Source organism: Rothia sp. HMSC069C03 (assembly GCF_001811075.1).
GTDB classification, from domain to species: Bacteria; Actinomycetota; Actinomycetes; order Actinomycetales; family Micrococcaceae; genus Rothia; species Rothia mucilaginosa.
Genome location: NZ_KZ627137.1, coordinates 196,327 through 212,906 on the forward strand (window position 1 = coordinate 196,327; position 16,580 = coordinate 212,906).

Below are 16,580 nucleotides of genomic sequence, written 5' to 3' on the forward strand. Positions count from 1 at the left end.
ACCTGATCAAGCAACGGAGAAAACGTGCCTACTATTCAGCAGCTGGTCCGTAAGGGCCGGACTCCCAAGGTCGTTAAGACCAAGGCGCCCGCACTGAAGGGCAACCCCATGAAGCGTGGCGTGTGCACCCGTGTGTACACCACCACCCCGAAGAAGCCGAACTCGGCACTGCGTAAGGTCGCTCGTGTCAAGCTCAACGGCGGCGTCGAGGTTACCGCATACATCCCCGGTGAGGGTCACAACCTGCAGGAGCACTCGATCGTGCTCGTTCGCGGTGGTCGTGTGAAGGACCTCCCCGGTGTTCGCTACAAGATCGTTCGTGGCGCTCTGGACACCCAGGGTGTTAAGGGTCGCGGCCAGGCTCGCTCCCGCTACGGCGCTAAGAAGGAGAAGAAGTAATGCCTCGTAAGGGTCCCGCTCCCAAGCGTCCCCTCGTAAACGATCCTGTTTACGGTTCCGCTCTGGTCACCCAGCTGATCAACAAGGTTCTGCTGGACGGCAAGAAGTCCGTCGCAGAGCGCATCGTCTACGGTGCCCTCGAGGGCGTCGAGAAGAAGACCGGTTCTGACCCGGTCGCAACCCTGAAGAAGGCTATGGACAACATCAAGCCTTCTCTCGAGGTTCGCTCCCGCCGCGTTGGCGGTGCAACCTACCAGGTTCCGGTTGAGGTTCGCCCCGGCCGTTCCACCGCTCTGGCTCTCCGCTGGCTCGTTGGCTTCTCCAAGCAGCGCCGCGAGAAGACCATGACTGAGCGTCTGATGAACGAGATCCTGGATGCATCCAATGGTCTCGGTGCCGCTGTGAAGCGTCGCGAGGACACTCACAAGATGGCCGAGTCCAACAAGGCCTTCGCACACTACCGCTGGTAATTCTCCGTTTAGAGCCTGCCGAGTCGATTCGAGTCGGCAGGCTTTCGGAGTATCTCATTTAGGGAGAATAACGTGGCACTTGACGTGTTCACCGACCTTAACAAGGTCCGCAACATCGGTATTATGGCGCACATCGACGCCGGTAAGACCACCACCACTGAGCGCATTCTGTTCTACACCGGTATTAACCACAAGATCGGTGAGACCCACGACGGCGCTTCCACCATGGACTGGATGGCTCAGGAGCAGGAGCGAGGTATTACCATTACCTCCGCAGCAACCACCTGCTTCTGGAAGGACAACCAGATCAACATTATCGACACCCCCGGTCACGTCGACTTCACCGTTGAGGTTGAGCGCTCCCTGCGCGTCCTCGACGGCGCAGTTGCTGTGTTCGACGGCAAGGAAGGTGTTGAGCCCCAGTCTGAGACCGTTTGGCGCCAGGCTGACAAGTACGATGTCCCCCGTATCTGCTTCGTCAACAAGATGGACAAGATGGGTGCTGACTTCTACTTCACCGTTCAGACCATCATCGACCGCCTGGGCGCACGCCCGCTGGTTGTTCAGCTCCCCATCGGCGCTGAGAGTGACTTCCTCGGTGTTGTTGACCTGCTCGAAATGAAGGCATACGTCTGGCCCGGCGACGCCAAGGGTGATGTGACCATGGGCTCCTCTTACGAGGTTCAGGACATTCCTGCTGACCTGGTTGAGAAGGCTGAGCAGTACCGCGCTGAGCTGGTTGAGGCTGTTGCTGAGGCTAGCGAAGAGCTCATGGAGAAGTACCTCGAAGAGGGCGAGCTGACCATCCCCGAGATTAAGGCTGGTATCCGTCAGCTGGTTATCTCCGGTGAGGCATTCCCCGTTCTCTGTGGTTCTGCATTCAAGAACCGCGGTGTTCAGCCCATGCTGGACGCTGTGATCGAGTACCTGCCCTCCCCGCTGGACGTTCCGGACGTTGTCGGCTCCAACCCCTCCAACGAGGAAGAGAAGCTGACCCGTAAGGCATCCGCTGAGGAGCCCTTCGCAGCGCTGGCGTTCAAGGTTGCAGCTCACCCGTTCTACGGTCAGCTGACCTACACCCGTGTGTACTCCGGTACCGCAGCTCAGGGCCAGCAGGTTCTGAACTCCACCAAGGGTAAGAAGGAGCGTATCGGTAAGCTCTTCCAGATGCACTCCAACAAGGAGAACCCTGTTGAGGAGATCACCGCAGGTCACATTTACGCAGCAATCGGTCTGAAGGACACCACCACCGGTGACACCCTGTGCGACCCTGCACACCCGATTGTTCTCGAGTCGATGACCTTCCCCGATCCCGTGATTTTCGTGGCTATCGAGCCCAAGACCAAGGGTGACCAGGAGAAGATGTCCACCGCTATCCAGAAGCTCTCCGCTGAGGACCCCACCTTCACCGTTTCGCTGAACGAAGAAACCGGTCAGACCGAAATTGGTGGTATGGGTGAGCTGCACCTGGACATCATCGTTGACCGTATGAAGCGTGAGTTCAAGGTTGAGGCTAACGTTGGTAAGCCCCAGGTTGCTTACCGCGAGACCATCAAGAAGGCAGTCGAGAAGGTCGACTACACCCACAAGAAGCAGACCGGTGGTTCCGGTCAGTTCGCAAAGGTGCAGGTCTCCTTCGAGCCCCTGCCCCTGGATGGCGAAGAGCTGTACCTGTTCGAGGACAAGGTCACCGGTGGCCGCGTTCCTCGCGAGTACATCCCCTCGGTCGACGCTGGTATCCAGGACGCTATGAAATTCGGTGTCCTCGCTGGCTACCCGATGGTGGGCGTGAAGGCAACCCTGATCGATGGTGCTTACCACGACGTCGACTCCTCCGAAATGGCGTTCAAGATCGCTGGTTCGATGGTCTTCAAGGAAGGCGCTAAGCGCGCTAACCCGGTCCTGCTCGAGCCGCTGATGGACGTTGAGGTTCGTACCCCCGAGGAGTACATGGGCGACGTTATCGGCGACCTGAACTCCCGCCGTGGCCAGGTTCGTTCCATGGAGGACGCATCCGGCGTTAAGATCATCAAGGCTATTGTGCCCCTGACCGAAATGTTCGGTTACATTGGCGACCTGCGTGGCAAGACCCAGGGTCGTGCAGTGTTCTCGATGGCATTCGATAGCTACGGCGAGGTTCCCAAGAACGTCGCTGACGAGATCATCCAGAAGAGCCGCGGCGAGTAATTTTCGCGTCTCACCCGTGGGCCACGGGCTAAAAACCTGTGGCCCACGCTAAAATTTTCAATTAAATCCATATTGAGAGCATGAACAGTTTCATCTCTGCGGCGTAATCCGCTATTGTAGACGCTAGACCGTTTTATAACGGGATGCGCCGGAGCGAAGATCCGCGTGCATGTTTTCAATCGTTCTAGGAGGAACACTCTTGGCTAAGGCTAAGTTCGAGCGCTCCAAGCCTCACGTTAACGTCGGTACCATTGGTCACGTTGACCACGGTAAGACCACCCTGACCGCAGCAATCTCCAAGGTTCTGGCTGACAAGTACCCGGACCTGAACGAGAAGCGCGACTTCGGTATGATCGACTCCGCTCCTGAGGAGCGCCAGCGCGGTATTACCATTAACATTGCTCACATCGAGTACCAGACCGAGAAGCGCCACTACGCACACGTTGACGCTCCCGGCCACGCTGACTACGTCAAGAACATGATTACCGGTGCGGCTCAGATGGACGGCGCAATCCTCGTGGTTGCTGCTACCGACGGCCCCATGGCACAGACCCGCGAGCACGTTCTGCTCGCTCGCCAGGTTGGCGTCCCCACCCTGCTGGTTGCACTGAACAAGGCAGACATGGTTGACGACGAAGAGCTCCTCGACCTCGTCGAGATGGAGGTCCGTGACCTCCTCTCCTCGCAGGAGTTCGACGGCGACAACGCTCCCGTTGTTCGCGTTTCCGCACTGAAGGCTCTCGAAGGCGATCCCGAGTGGGTTGCTAAGGTCGAGGAGCTCATGGACGCAGTCGACACCTACATTCCGGACCCCGTGCGTGAGAAGGACAAGCCCTTCCTCATGCCCATCGAGGACGTCTTCACCATTACCGGTCGTGGCACCGTTGTTACCGGTCGTGCAGAGCGCGGTACCCTGAAGATCAACTCCGAGGTCGAGATCGTCGGTATCCGCCCGATTCAGAAGACCACCGTTACCGGTATCGAGATGTTCCACAAGCAGCTCGACGAAGCATGGGCAGGCGAGAACTGTGGTCTGCTGCTGCGTGGTCTGAAGCGTGACGATGTTGAGCGTGGTCAGGTTGTCGTGGAGCCGGGCTCCATCACCCCCCACACCGAGTTCGAGGCAAATGTCTACATCCTCTCCAAGGATGAGGGTGGCCGTCACAACCCCTTCTACTCCAACTACCGTCCTCAGTTCTACTTCCGTACCACTGACGTGACCGGCGTTATCACCCTCCCCGAGGGCACCGAGATGGTTATGCCCGGTGACAACACCGAGATGACCGTTACCCTGATCCAGGAAATCGCAATGGAAGAGGGCCTCGGCTTCGCTATCCGTGAGGGTGGCCGCACCGTTGGTTCGGGTCGTGTTACCAAGATCCTGAAGTAATTGCCGTAAATTTACGACAATTCGCTAAAGATCTGCCGGAGGGGAAACCCTCCACCAGCTAGCGATACTCAAGGACCCCCGCATCTGCGGGGGTCCTTTTGTTATGCCCTTTTGCGGGTTGCTGAAGGCTCCGGCGAAGGAGAGAGCGGCATTATTCTGCTGGGCTGTATAAAACCCCCGCGCTGAGCGTTATCAGTTCGTCTCAGCAACCGCTCAAGGCTTCTGAAGGGGTATACGTGGCCGATAGCGGAGTACATGGTGAATCTGTAACGGCAGAGAACACCCTCCTCGGCGGCGGTATGACATGTCCGTACTCTCTAGCCGTAGATTCTGAACTCCTGGATATGGAAAGAAGCTGGACATGGAAAGAACCTGGGTAGGGGAACGATTGCCTACTCCGTTCAGAGAACTGCTGGCTCGAGACAGAATCTGGGTCATGCGGACCGGCTTGCGGCGGGGGAGCGACTAAAGACCCTGCAGATGGGAACATAGAATCTGCGGACAACGAAAAACGGTTCCCAGCCCGAAGGCTGGGAACCGCAATTCGAATGACTGCCCCTCGGAAGGGACATAGCTAATCCTACTACAGAATGCGTAGGAATAGAACCTATGTGTGCTGATGGCTAGAGGTTTTCCTCGTGGCGAGGCTGGTAGCCCTGCTGAGGAACCGGGGGCTGCTGCATCTGGACATTGCCCTGCGGATACATATCTGGCTGATCTTGAGTGTGCGGGAAATTCCCGAGCTGCTCAGAATCCTGGTGCGGAGCGGCTGCATCCTGCTTGTTCTGTCGCACCAGCAGACGCCAGATAACGCCTGCGATGAGCAGAATAGAGATAATCAGCAGGGTCAGCGGGTTTAGACCGTTGAGCAAAATCGCCAGGTCGAGGGTGACTAGCGCAGTTGCGATATAGGTCCAGACTCGGTCAAGCAGCAGAGCGCTCAGGAGAGTCAGGGCAATGCCGAGTACCAGCACTACGATATCCGGACCGTCAGCGGGAACTGCCCACGTTACCAGGGTGAGGAACACCTGCAGGCCCAAAGCCCAGTACAGAGGAGAATCCGATACCTGCTCGTCTACAGGCCTCTTTGCGATGAAGTTCTTGAGAACCTTGGCAGCCACAACGGCCAGCAGAATCAGGAGAGCAACCTCAAGAATGACGCTCAGAGGATTGGACTTCGAGTAATCAATGACCAGACGGGCGATGAAGAGGCTGAATGCCGTAGTGCAGATGGTCGGCAGGTTCTTCGCCTTGGTGACAGACACGAAAGACAGAGCGCCTAGACCCCAGAGAAGTGCGTTGAGTTCTACCTGCTTGGGCTCAAAAGCCAGCCCAACGAAAGTGTAGAATCCCAGCACCGCCAGAGCGGGAATCATCAGCAGCGTATTGACCGGTGCATAGATGCCTTGGCTCAGGGGGCGGCGAGACATGAAACGCGCGTAGGGGGCACCCAGCGGGCCGTGCATCGGCAAATCAACCATCGTATTACCGACCGGGACAGCAATGCGAGGACGAACGTTTGCGTTCACACCGAAGACCTCAACCGGGAGCGTGACCTTCAGAACGAACAGGATAACGACGGCAATCAGAGCGTAGTAGCCCAGAAGAGTCATCACCATTGTGCTTTCCCTCGTGTTGAAGAGATTCCATAGAGAACCAATGCAGAAAGTCGTGATACTGATGGAGGCACCAATCTGCATGCGGGGGATCCTGAAGATGAGTGCAAGTACCCACACGGCGATGAAGATCATCGGAGTTGCTACTGCGAACAGAAGATTATCAAAGTCGCCAATGAAACGGCCTGCGCTCAGGATAGAACCAAGAGTAAAGAAAGTCGCTGCTGCGTATGCCTCGTAGTTTCGCTTGGAGTACGCGTAGAGTAGCACGCTGCACAGCGCCTGAACCGCCAGCAGGGCAAGTACGAGGAAGTCTACAAGCGATTCCTTCATATTGCCGCTGATAGCGAGCAGAATGACAGACCAGCAGATGGGGAAACGCGCAACGATGAGTAGCTCTGAACGAATCGAAGAGCCAGTCGGCATAAAGAAACCGAGTGTACCGTAGACGACGGTCAGGAGCGCCGGCAGTGCTACAGCAATGTATTCCTTCTGCAATCCGTACAGCAGGTAGTGTCGCGAGCCAATCGTCGCAATGATCAGAGTCGTGTAGAACGCGATACGGATGGAGGAGACAAGCGTAGAGCGGAAGGAACCAACGTCCGAAAGCCTCAGTGCGCGAGCCAGAATAAGAGCGCTCAGGACGCTCAAGAAGAGGACGGCACCCGAGAAGAGAGGGAAACCAACCCAGAACCGGCCATGTGCTCCGCCATCAACATGGTTAGCCACGTACCCAACGAAGAGAGCAAAAACGCCCAAGAACAGGTAGACCGACATTTCTACAAGACGGTAGCTTGCGTTCTGCGCTGCAACGCCCTGAGAGAGAACAAAAGTCAGTAGCGCAATAGAGGCGCAGACCAACGCAAACATCAGAAGCGACTCAGAAGTCTGCATCTCAGGAATGAGAGCGAGGAAGAGCTGAATCATACCAATGGCATAACCGATGTTGCTCAGTACCGCTCCCGCGGTACGTGCCTCGGGGGCCTTAGCGCTGACCAGATAGATGACTACTGCCGCGGTAAAGAAGAGGTAGAAAGTGCCCTGATTGCCGGGGGAGGCGTACATGCCAACAACTGGAATGAGCGCTACAAAACTCATGAGTAGCAGAGGCTGGATTGCCTTACGGTACAACAAGAAACTCACAATGCAGAGGACACCAATAACCCAGGGGGCAGGGAAGATACCTTGATTACCTTCTGCATAAGGAAGGAAAGCGCTCCAGCGCGTTGCGTATACAGGACTATCGGCAGCATGAGCAGTGAAGAAGGCATCAATGAGAGCGAAGAAGGAGAAGAACACGCCGACGCATGCGTCAATTGCCGGCAACCACTCCATCTTGTGAGCGGGACGGTGAAGAGCTTCCTTCGCCCAGGGGATAGCCGGGGTGCTTTGCACCTGCTCGGGCTGTTCATCAGTAGCAGGAGCAGAACCAGCAATAGTCTTCTGCAGACGAGGAATAAATACGTAGGCAGAAATCAGGTTAACAACCAGAACCGAGACGAAGAAAATGCTGGGGAACCACGGGCCGTGATCCGAGACCATTATGAAGGAGAGAATAGACGCAATTGGGTAGATGCGTGCCTGGGCGTAGTAATCTGCCGTACCATTCAGCCACGTGAAAAGGATGGCATGCACAGACATGACTGCAAACGCAATACCCGCATCCGTGTAGCTCAGATCGTTGGTGAAGAAGAAAATAGCGATGGCAGTAGCCGGAACAAAAATGCGGGAAGAATCAACAAGACCTTCGCGGATGCCCTTTGGAGCAGCATTCGGGGCAAAATGCAGAACCAAACCGAGAACGGTGGCAACTGCAGTGAGTGAAACGAAATACCAAACGAAAGGCAGAGCCGCTACCTTCGTAGCCGCCAACGAGTCCGAAACAATGAACGAAATCAGCAGGTACGCCATCACACGGTTACGCATGAGGGCACAGGCTCCAACAATGGCTGCAGTGCCAACCAGAGACGTGAGAAGCCAGACGTAGCGTCCTTCAGTCCAAATCTTGAGGACATAGGTAGCAACGCCGGTCAGAGGAATAAACGCAAGACCCGTTGCTGCAAAAGAGTAGGAGGCAATACGTAGGCGCTCCACGAAACGGTAGGTGAGCAGACCAGCTCCGTAGAAGACGACTGCTCCAAGCGCCATTGCAAGGACACGGAAGATGGCCGTTTCATCCTGAGACGACGTCACAGAGGTGACGAAAAGACCCGCAGCACCGATGAGCAGGAGCGAACCGATGTACAGAACAATATTGAGGAAGATATCCTCATTGACCCGGCGTCGCTGCGTAGGAGGCTGAGGATACGGACCCGACAGGGATGGGGGAACGTACAGGCCGAGACCTTGCGGCTGGACATGCTGAGGGCTCTGAGATGAAGAGTGAGAGCTAGAGGATGCCTGATGAGGTTGTGTCGGCTGAGACATGGTTTCTCCTTAGGCTGTAGTGATATTTCTACGATACGAGAGTCTTTAGACCTAAAAGCTTTATTACGAGCAATAAAGCGCATGGAACTTACTGAAAGTAGATTGAAAGCTCTCTGAGAGTTGCATTCGGGGAAGTGCCTCAAATCGACAGAGACAGTTAAGTGTTCTTAAGCACTTAACTCGTGTTTGTATTGCGTAAGCGCTCAATCTCTGAGAGAATTGACGACGTTGTCAAAGCGTCTACCTGCACTAAAGGTAGGCCCACGTATGACCCGGTCCGAAGGATGACGGGATGAGTCTGTCTAGAAAATAGGCGACACGCCCGAGTTCGGGGGTCGGTACTCAGGCGGGGTGAGGAACCCGGCAAAGCCGGATTCAGTCCGTTCTGGGTGGCGCACGTGATGAATATATCGCGTTCCTTAAGCGCTATAACAAAGGGGCAAAAGCTCCGATACAGGGAATACATCAAGAAAGAGAGTCCGACAGATGGCGGGACAGAAAATCCGCATCCGTCTGAAGTCCTATGACCACGAGGTCATCGATTCTTCGGCACGGAAAATCGTCGAAACGGTAAAGGGCGCAGGCGCAACTGTAGTTGGCCCCGTGCCGCTGCCGACCGAGAAGAACGTTTACTGTGTTATCCGTTCTCCCCACAAGTACAAGGACAGCCGCGAGCACTTCGAGATGCGTACGCACAAGCGTCTGATCGACGTTGTTGATCCGACCCCCAAGGCTGTTGATGCCCTCATGCGTCTCGACCTGCCGGCAGACGTAAACATCGAGATCAAGCTGTAGAGGATCGCATCTAATGACTAATAAATTCGAGCGCCAGGTGAAGGGCCTGCTGGGCACCAAGCTCGGCATGACCCAGGTCTGGGACGAGGACGGCAAGTTCGTGCCTGTCACCGTCGTCAAGGCTGATTCTAACGTTGTTACCCAGATCCGTAACCAGGAAACTGACGGCTACGAAGCTGTTCAGATCGGTTTCGGTGCAATCGACTCTCGCAAGGTTACCAAGCCCCTGGCTGGTCACTTCGAGAAGGCCGGTGTTACCCCCCGTCGCCACATCGTCGAACTGCGTACCGCAGATGCTTCTGAGTATTCCCTCGGTCAGGAACTGACCGTTGAGCTCTTCGAAGCAGGCCAGAAGGTCGACGTCGTTGGTAAGACCAAGGGTAAGGGCTTTGCAGGTGTTATGAAGCGTCACGGCTTCAAGGGTGTTGGCGCGTCTCACGGTCAGCACAAGAACCACCGTAAGCCCGGTTCCATCGGTGGCGCATCCTACCCCGCACGCGTGTTCAAGGGTATGCGCATGGCTGGCCGTATGGGCGCAGCACGTCACACTACCTTGAACCTGACTATCCAGGGTGTGGACGCAGAGAACAATGTCCTGCTGATCAAGGGCGCAATCCCCGGTCCCAAGGGCGGCGTTGTTCTGGTTCGTACCGCTGTGAAGGGAGCCTAATACATCATGGCTGTTAAGACCCTTAAGGTAGACCTGCCCGCAGAGATTTTCGACGCGCAGGCATCCGTGCCCCTGCTGCACCAGGTTGTCGTTGCACAGCTCGCTGCTGCACGCCAGGGCACCCACAAGACCAAGAACCGCGGCGAGGTTTCCGGTGCAGGCCGTAAGCCCTTCAAGCAGAAGGGTACCGGTAACGCACGTCAGGGCTCCATCCGTGCACCGCACATGACCGGCGGTGGCGTTGTTCACGGTCCGACCCCGCGTAACTACGCACAGCGCACCCCCAAGAAGATGATCGCCGCTGCACTGCGCGGTGCTCTCTCCGATCGCGCTCGTCACGACCGCGTCCACGTTGTCGAGAACTTCATCTCCGGTGAAACCCCCTCGACCAAGGCTGCAAAGACTGCATTCGCAGCTATCACCGAGCGCAAGAACATCCTTCTTGTGATTGCTCGTGCAGAGGACGTTGTGGCTCTGTCCGCACGTAACCTGGAGAACGTCCACGTTCTGTACGCAGATCAGCTCAACACCTACGATGTGCTGGTTTCTGACGACGTGGTCTTCACCAAGGCAGCATTCGACGCATTCGTTGCTGCAGCTCAGAAGAAGGAGGGCGCTAAGTAATGAGCGTTTCCACCAAGTCTGTATACGACGTGATCATCGCTCCCGTCGTTTCCGAGAAGAGCTACGGTCAGCTCGACGAAGGTAAGTACACCTTCGAGGTCGCTACCGATTCCAACAAGCTGGAAATCAAGCAGGCCATCGAGAAGATCTTTGACGTCAAGGTTGCTTCCGTCAACACCATCAACCGTCAGGGCAAGCGCAAGCGCACCCGTTTCGGTTGGGGCGCTCGCAAGAACACCAAGCGTGCGATTGTGACCCTCAAGGAAGGCACCATCGACATCTTCGGCGGTCCGCAGGCATAAGCCCCGCGGAGACCACTTTAACGAAGGAAGAAATATCTAAATGGGTATTCGTAAGTACAAGCCGACGACCCCGGGTCGCCGCGGTTCGAGCGTTGCTGATTTCTCCGAGATCACCCGCTCCACCCCGGAAAAGTCCCTGCTTCGTCCGCTTCACAAGACCGGCGGCCGTAACAACACCGGCCGCATCACCACCCGTCACAAGGGTGGCGGCCACAAGCGCCAGTACCGTCTGATCGACTTCCGTCGTCACGACAAGGACGGCGTTAACGCACGCGTTGCACACATCGAGTACGATCCCAACCGTACCGCTCGCATCGCGCTGCTGCACTACTTCGATGGTTCCAAGCGCTATATCATCGCTCCGAACAAGCTCGCTCAGGGCGACATCGTCGAGTCCGGCCCCGCAGCTGACATCAAGCCCGGTAACAACCTGCCCCTGCGCAACATCCCCGTTGGTACCGTGATTCACTGTGTCGAGCTCCGCCCCGGTGGCGGCGCAAAGCTGGCTCGTTCCGCAGGTGCTTCTGTACAGCTGGTTGCTAAGGAAGGCAAGTACGGTCAGCTCCGTCTGCCCTCCGGCGAAATCCGCAACGTGGATGTTCGCTGCCGCGCAACCGTTGGTGAAGTTGGCAACGCTGAGCAGTCCAACATCAACTGGGGTAAGGCAGGCCGTAACCGCTGGAAGGGCATCCGCCCGACCGTCCGTGGTGTGGTCATGAACCCGGTTGACCACCCGCACGGTGGTGGTGAAGGTAAGACCTCCGGTGGTCGTCACCCGGTTAACCCCAACGGTAAGCCCGAGGGTCGTACCCGCCGTCCCAACAAGGAAAGCGACAAGCTCATCGTTCGTCGCCGTCGTACTGGCAAGAAGCGCTAAGGAGCCTGAAACATGCCTCGTAGTTTGAAGAAGGGCCCTTTCGTTGATCAGCACCTCTACCTGAAGGTTGCAGCTCAGAACGAGAAGGGCACCAAGAACGTAATCAAGACTTGGTCGCGTCGCTCGATGATTATCCCCGACATGCTCGGTCACACCATCGCAGTGTACGACGGTCGCAAGCACGTGCCGGTGTTCATCACCGAGTCGATGGTTGGTCACAAGCTCGGTGAGTTTGCTCCGACCCGCACTTTCCGCAGCCACGTGAAGGACGACCGTAAGGGCAAGCGTCGCTAGTCGGTTTACACCGATAAGCTAACGTTTCCCTTTCGGCAATAGACGAAAGAGAGATAGGCAATGGAAGCCAAGGCATCAGCGCGTTTCGTTCGCGTTACGCCTATGAAGGCCCGCCGTGTCGTCAACCTGATCCGTGGTAAGCAGGCGGAAGAGGCTCTGGCGATTCTGAAGTTCGCCCCCCAGGCAGCTTCGGAACCGGTATACAAGATCGTTGCTTCGGCAGTAGCTAACGCTCGTCAGAAGGCAACCCAGCAGGGTCTGCCCTTCCGCGAGGAAGAGCTGTTCATCAGCGAAGCATTCGTGAACGAGGGCCCGACCATGAAGCGCATTCAGCCCCGCGCTCAGGGTCGCGCATACCGAATCAACAAGCGCACCAGCCACATCACCGTGGTAGTTGCTACCCCGGAGAAGGAGGAGGACCGCTAAATGGGTCAGAAAATTCACCCGAACGGTTTCCGACTGGGCATCACCACTGACCACGTCTCCAAGTGGTTCGCTGATTCCAACAAGCCCGGCGAGCGTTACGCTGACTTCGTCCGCGAGGACGTAAAGATTCGCGAGCTGCTGGCTAAGAACCTGGATCGCGCAGGCGTTGCAAAGGTCGAGATTGAGCGTACCCGTGACCGCGTGCGTGTGGACATCCACACCGCTCGTCCCGGTATCGTGATTGGCCGCCGTGGCGCAGAAGCAGACCGCATCCGCGGCGAGCTCGAGAAGCTCACCAACAAGCAGATTCAGCTGAACATCCTCGAGGTTGCTAACCCCGACCTCTCCGCTCAGCTGGTTGCACAGAGCATCGCAGAGCAGCTCGCATCGCGTGTTGCATTCCGCCGTGCAATGAAGAAGGCAATCCAGTCCGCACAGCGTGCAGGCGCAAAGGGTATCCGTATCCAGTGCTCCGGCCGTCTGGGTGGCGCTGAAATGTCCCGTTCCGAGTTCTACCGCGAAGGCCGTGTGCCGCTGCACACCCTGCGTGCGAACATCGACTACGGCTTCTTCGAGGCTAAGACCACCTTCGGTCGCATCGGCGTGAAGGTCTGGATCTACAAGGGCGACCTGACCGACAAGGAGCTGGCAGCTCAGCAGGCAGCAAACAACCGCCGTGGCAACCGCCGCGATGGTGACCGCCGCCGCCAGGGCAACCGTGGTCCTCGTCGCGAGCGCCGCAACGAGAACGCTTCGGCAAAGGTCGAGGCCAAGACTGCAGAGAACGGTGAGGCATAAATGCTTATTCCCCGTCGAGTAAAGTACCGCAAGCAGCACCACCCCAAGCGTAGTGGTCTCGCAAAGGGCGGCACCGAGGTTAGCTTCGGTGAGTGGGGCATTCAGGCCCTGTCGCCCGCATACGTGACCAACCGCCAGATTGAGGCTGCACGTATCGCAATGACCCGTCACATCAAGCGTGGCGGTAAGGTCTGGATCAACATTTATCCCGACCGTCCGCTGACCAAGAAGCCCGCTGAAACCCGTATGGGTTCCGGTAAGGGTTCGCCCGAGTGGTGGGTCGCAAATGTCAAGCCGGGTCGAGTCATGTTTGAACTCTCCGGTGTGTCCGAAGAAGTGGCTCGCGAGGCAATGCGCCTGGCAATCCACAAGCTCCCGATGAAGGCACGTGTTGTGCGTCGCCGCGAAGGTGGTGAATAAGCGAGATGGCAGTAGGATCCAAGGACCTGAGCATCGATAAGCTCGCAGAGCTCTCCAACGAAGAGCTGGCTGCAAAGCTGAGCGAAGCGAAGAAGGAACTCTTCAACATCCGCTTCCAGGAAGTCACCGGTCAGGCTAACGCAGGTCGTCGCCGCACTATCAAGCGCGACATCGCACGTATCTACACCGTGCTGCGTGAGCGCGAGCTCGGTATTCGTCCCGCAACTGAAGGTGAGTCCAAGTGAGTGAAGTAAAGAACGAAGAGCGCGGCTACCGCAAGACCCGCCGCGGCTACGTTGTCTCCGACAAGATGGACAAGACCGTTGTCGTCGAGGTCGAGGACCACGTGAAGCACGCACTGTACGGCAAGGTCGTTCGCCGTAGCTCCAAGATTAAGGCACACGATGAGCAGAACGCTGCTGGCATCGGTGACCTCGTTCTGATTGCAGAGACCCGTCCGCTGTCCGCTTCCAAGCGCTGGCGTATCGTGGAGATCATCGAGAAGGCTAAGTAAGCCCTCTTCATGACTCTCTGCTAGAGCAGTAAAAGAGCCCCTCTCCTACTTCGGTAGGAGAGGGGCTCTTTGCGTTTAACCTTTGTCCAGGAAAAACTAGGGCGGGCGCCTTATGGCATGGGCTAATAACAGACGCTAAGACAACATTTGTCATAAATGTCTTGATATGTCATACGAGAAAACAATATTCTTCTCTCGATTTGATGACGCAATCCATGAGTAGACGCTACTAGAGAAGAAAGCGCATGTGGAAGCGGAATCGTGGAGAAAAAATGAAAAGTAATACCTGAGTAAGGTGCCTGGGGTCTGCGGAATCTGATGAGCAGTACTTGAAAACAACCTGATTAGGGACTTATCATCAACTTTATAGTTGCTTAGCGTAACCTTTCCTAATAATCAGTCGGGTGGCTTTGCACCTTCCGGAGGTTGCACGACCTTTGGAGAAGTACCACTACACATCATTGAGGATCATCATGACTTCTTCACCCAAGCCCTCACGTAAGCTGCTCGCCATTGCTGGCGCACTTTCCGTTGTTGCAGGCTCTTTCGCAGCCGTTCCCGCTACCTTTGCGGCAAACGTCTCCGCATCCGTTCCCGGCGGGAACTCCCAGAACTCCACGGAGGAATGCCGCCACATTGCAGTGAGCGCTACCCAGTACCAGGGCCTGCCCGGCCAGTACCAGCTGGCATACTCGGCAGCAACTTCCTCCCTCTACACTTCCTTCTCCTCCGGCCGCCCGCCGATTCTGACCGGTGGCGTCGGTACCTGGAACGTTGCATCCACCCCGAGCCTTGCTACTGTCTATCAGTTCCCGACTACGGACTATATTGCACGTGGCGCTACCGTACCGACCGGTAAGCAGATTGAATCTCCCTACGGTATTGCCTACGACGAAGCAACCGGATACGTATGGGTGACCCAGACCCGCGTCAACAAGGTATCTGTCTTCGATCCCGCGACCAACAAGATTATTTGGAGTAGCGCAGAAGGCGACGTCAACCACCCTCGTGAGGTACGCATCGACCCCTCCAGCGGCAAGGTCTTTGTATCTGGCTCCGGCGGCATTAGCGTCTTCGACACCACCCTGCACGCCCTGGTCAAGAAGATTGAATTCACCGACGCCAAGGGTGAATCTGACATCGCAATGAACATGCACGTGGACTCCGCTGAAGGCAAGCTCTACGTACCCTCCTTGAGCGCCGGCACCGTGAAGGTAATCGACACCAAGAGCTACGAGGTTGAGAAGACCATTCAGCTGCACAAGGAAAATGCTGAAGCTGCTCTGAACCCCTCGGACGTCACTATCGACAAGTCCCTGAAGGAAATCTACGTCAGCGCCCAGGGTGACCGTAAGGGCAGTAACTCCGGTATCACCGTCTACGACCTGGAAACTGGTGCCTACAAGAAGACCATTCCTTTCGGTAGCCAGGCCCTCGCTCTCGCCTCCGACGAAGCCCGTGACCTGCTGTACGTGACTGATTACGGCACCGGCAACGTCGGTGTTGTTGATGCACGAACCGGCACCGTTGTTTCTCAGGTGTCTACCGGTGCAACCAGCGGCGCAAATGATGTTCTGGTCACTGCAGACGGCAGCGTATACGCTGTAGCACGCAGCACCGAAGGTGCTTCCGCTATCGAAACCGACTACACCATCGATAAGACCACCGGCGAATACCGCACCTCTAGCACCGAGCCCAAGGGTAAGGACAACGCAGACTCCCCGATTACTCCCGGCGTTATGGTGAAGATCAACACCACCGTTGAAACCAGCGCGAAGCCTGCTGCACAGACTTCTTCTGAAGAACTGGTGAAGACCTACGCCGACGGCGCTAAGCTCTACGCAGTGAAGGACTGGACCACCGGTGAAACCCTGAAGCTGCGTGGCGAAGGTTTCAAGACTCAGGACGGTTCAAAGGGCTCCGTACTCGCAGTCAAGCTGAACAAGGGTCGTATCTCCGCGAAGGAAGAGCCGAAGTTCAACGGTGCTGACGGCAACAGCGCAGGCGTCTGGGCATACATCCAGGCAGATGAGAATGGTAACTTCACCGCTGAGCTGCCGTACCCGACCACTGAGAACTCCAACCTGACGGAAAACTTGAAGAGCGGCGATAAGGTATCTGTCTTCCTGCTCTCCGGCTCCATGGTTGAAGGCGATACCGCACGTGGTGGTGAAGCGCTCTCCGCAACTGTTGCAGAGAAGAAGGCAGACACCGCTGCGACCTGCGCACCGGCAGAAACTACCCAGGTCGCTGCTGCTCCTTCTGGTGTGACTACCACGTACCCCGCTGGCACTAAGCTGAGCCTGCCTGATAGCAATGAGCCCACTCCGGCTCCGAATGAGTCTGCTAAGCCTGAGCCGACTACTCCGGC

At 56.7% G+C, this 16,580-nt stretch carries 17 protein-coding genes; 16 read left to right on the forward strand and 1 reads right to left on the reverse strand.

The genetic code is table 11. From position 1 onward, the window contains the following. The first annotated feature begins 24 nt into the window (after positions 1–24). From rpsL to tuf, 4 genes are all read left to right on the forward strand, one after another. Positions 25–399, forward strand: a complete 375-nt coding sequence (gene rpsL / locus HMPREF2779_RS04955; RefSeq protein ID WP_005504939.1) for a 30S ribosomal protein S12 — start codon at positions 25–27, stop codon at positions 397–399. Then, the gene (gene rpsG / locus HMPREF2779_RS04960) at positions 399–869 is read left to right on the forward strand and encodes a 30S ribosomal protein S7 (protein ID WP_005504941.1); all 471 of its coding nucleotides are present in this window, start codon (positions 399–401) and stop codon (positions 867–869) included. Before rpsL ends, rpsG begins: the two co-directional genes overlap by 1 nt. Before the next feature lie 72 nt (positions 870–941). Continuing rightward, positions 942–3,056, forward strand: coding sequence for an elongation factor G (fusA, locus tag HMPREF2779_RS04965; RefSeq protein WP_005504943.1), 2,115 nt, complete (start codon positions 942–944; stop codon positions 3,054–3,056). 199 nt (positions 3,057–3,255) lie between these two features. Beyond that, positions 3,256–4,446 (forward strand): elongation factor Tu, encoded by a 1,191-nt coding sequence (gene tuf, locus HMPREF2779_RS04970; RefSeq protein WP_070685645.1) that lies wholly within the window; start codon positions 3,256–3,258, stop codon positions 4,444–4,446. 623 nt (positions 4,447–5,069) lie between these two features. Here the strand turns inward: tuf and HMPREF2779_RS04975 are convergent. Then, positions 5,070–8,489: a Fe2+/Zn2+ uptake regulation protein gene (locus HMPREF2779_RS04975; RefSeq protein WP_105360977.1), complete on the reverse strand. Its 3,420-nt coding sequence runs from the start codon at positions 8,487–8,489 to the stop codon at positions 5,070–5,072. 486 nt (positions 8,490–8,975) lie between these two features. Here HMPREF2779_RS04975 and rpsJ point away from each other — a divergent pair, with 486 nt between their 5' ends. From rpsJ to HMPREF2779_RS05035, 12 genes are all read left to right on the forward strand, one after another. Then, on the forward strand, positions 8,976–9,284 hold the full coding sequence (rpsJ, locus tag HMPREF2779_RS04980; protein ID WP_004005287.1) for a 30S ribosomal protein S10: 309 nt from the start codon (positions 8,976–8,978) through the stop codon (positions 9,282–9,284). Between the two features lie 13 nt (positions 9,285–9,297). Then, on the forward strand, positions 9,298–9,954 hold the full coding sequence (gene rplC / locus HMPREF2779_RS04985) for a 50S ribosomal protein L3 (protein ID WP_005504955.1): 657 nt from the start codon (positions 9,298–9,300) through the stop codon (positions 9,952–9,954). A 6-nt stretch (positions 9,955–9,960) separates the two neighbouring features. After that, entirely contained in the window at positions 9,961–10,578 is a 618-nt protein-coding gene (gene rplD, locus HMPREF2779_RS04990; RefSeq protein ID WP_070685637.1) for a 50S ribosomal protein L4, read from the forward strand. After that, positions 10,578–10,880, forward strand: coding sequence for a 50S ribosomal protein L23 (rplW, locus tag HMPREF2779_RS04995; protein ID WP_005504959.1), 303 nt, complete (start codon positions 10,578–10,580; stop codon positions 10,878–10,880). The genes rplD and rplW overlap by 1 nt, the downstream gene beginning before the upstream one ends. Positions 10,881–10,920: 40 nt before the next feature. Next, positions 10,921–11,757, forward strand: coding sequence for a 50S ribosomal protein L2 (gene rplB / locus HMPREF2779_RS05000; protein WP_005504961.1), 837 nt, complete (start codon positions 10,921–10,923; stop codon positions 11,755–11,757). 12 nt (positions 11,758–11,769) lie between these two features. Then, positions 11,770–12,051, forward strand: coding sequence for a 30S ribosomal protein S19 (rpsS, locus tag HMPREF2779_RS05005; protein ID WP_004005282.1), 282 nt, complete (start codon positions 11,770–11,772; stop codon positions 12,049–12,051). A gap of 60 nt (positions 12,052–12,111) precedes the next feature. Beyond that, positions 12,112–12,477, forward strand: a complete 366-nt coding sequence (gene rplV, locus HMPREF2779_RS05010; RefSeq protein WP_005504964.1) for a 50S ribosomal protein L22 — start codon at positions 12,112–12,114, stop codon at positions 12,475–12,477. Continuing rightward, the gene (gene rpsC / locus HMPREF2779_RS05015; RefSeq protein ID WP_005504966.1) at positions 12,478–13,275 is read left to right on the forward strand and encodes a 30S ribosomal protein S3; all 798 of its coding nucleotides are present in this window, start codon (positions 12,478–12,480) and stop codon (positions 13,273–13,275) included. It begins immediately after the preceding gene. Beyond that, on the forward strand, positions 13,276–13,695 hold the full coding sequence (rplP, locus tag HMPREF2779_RS05020) for a 50S ribosomal protein L16 (RefSeq protein ID WP_005504968.1): 420 nt from the start codon (positions 13,276–13,278) through the stop codon (positions 13,693–13,695). 5 nt (positions 13,696–13,700) lie between these two features. Continuing rightward, positions 13,701–13,940: a 50S ribosomal protein L29 gene (rpmC, locus tag HMPREF2779_RS05025; protein WP_005504969.1), complete on the forward strand. Its 240-nt coding sequence runs from the start codon at positions 13,701–13,703 to the stop codon at positions 13,938–13,940. Next, complete coding sequence (gene rpsQ / locus HMPREF2779_RS05030) at positions 13,937–14,209, forward strand: 30S ribosomal protein S17 (protein ID WP_005508401.1); 273 nt, start codon at positions 13,937–13,939, stop codon at positions 14,207–14,209. The genes rpmC and rpsQ overlap by 4 nt, the downstream gene beginning before the upstream one ends. Positions 14,210–14,682: 473 nt before the next feature. Further along, positions 14,683–16,580: YncE family protein (locus tag HMPREF2779_RS05035; protein ID WP_233992290.1), on the forward strand; the 1,898-nt coding region annotated here is incomplete at its 3' end.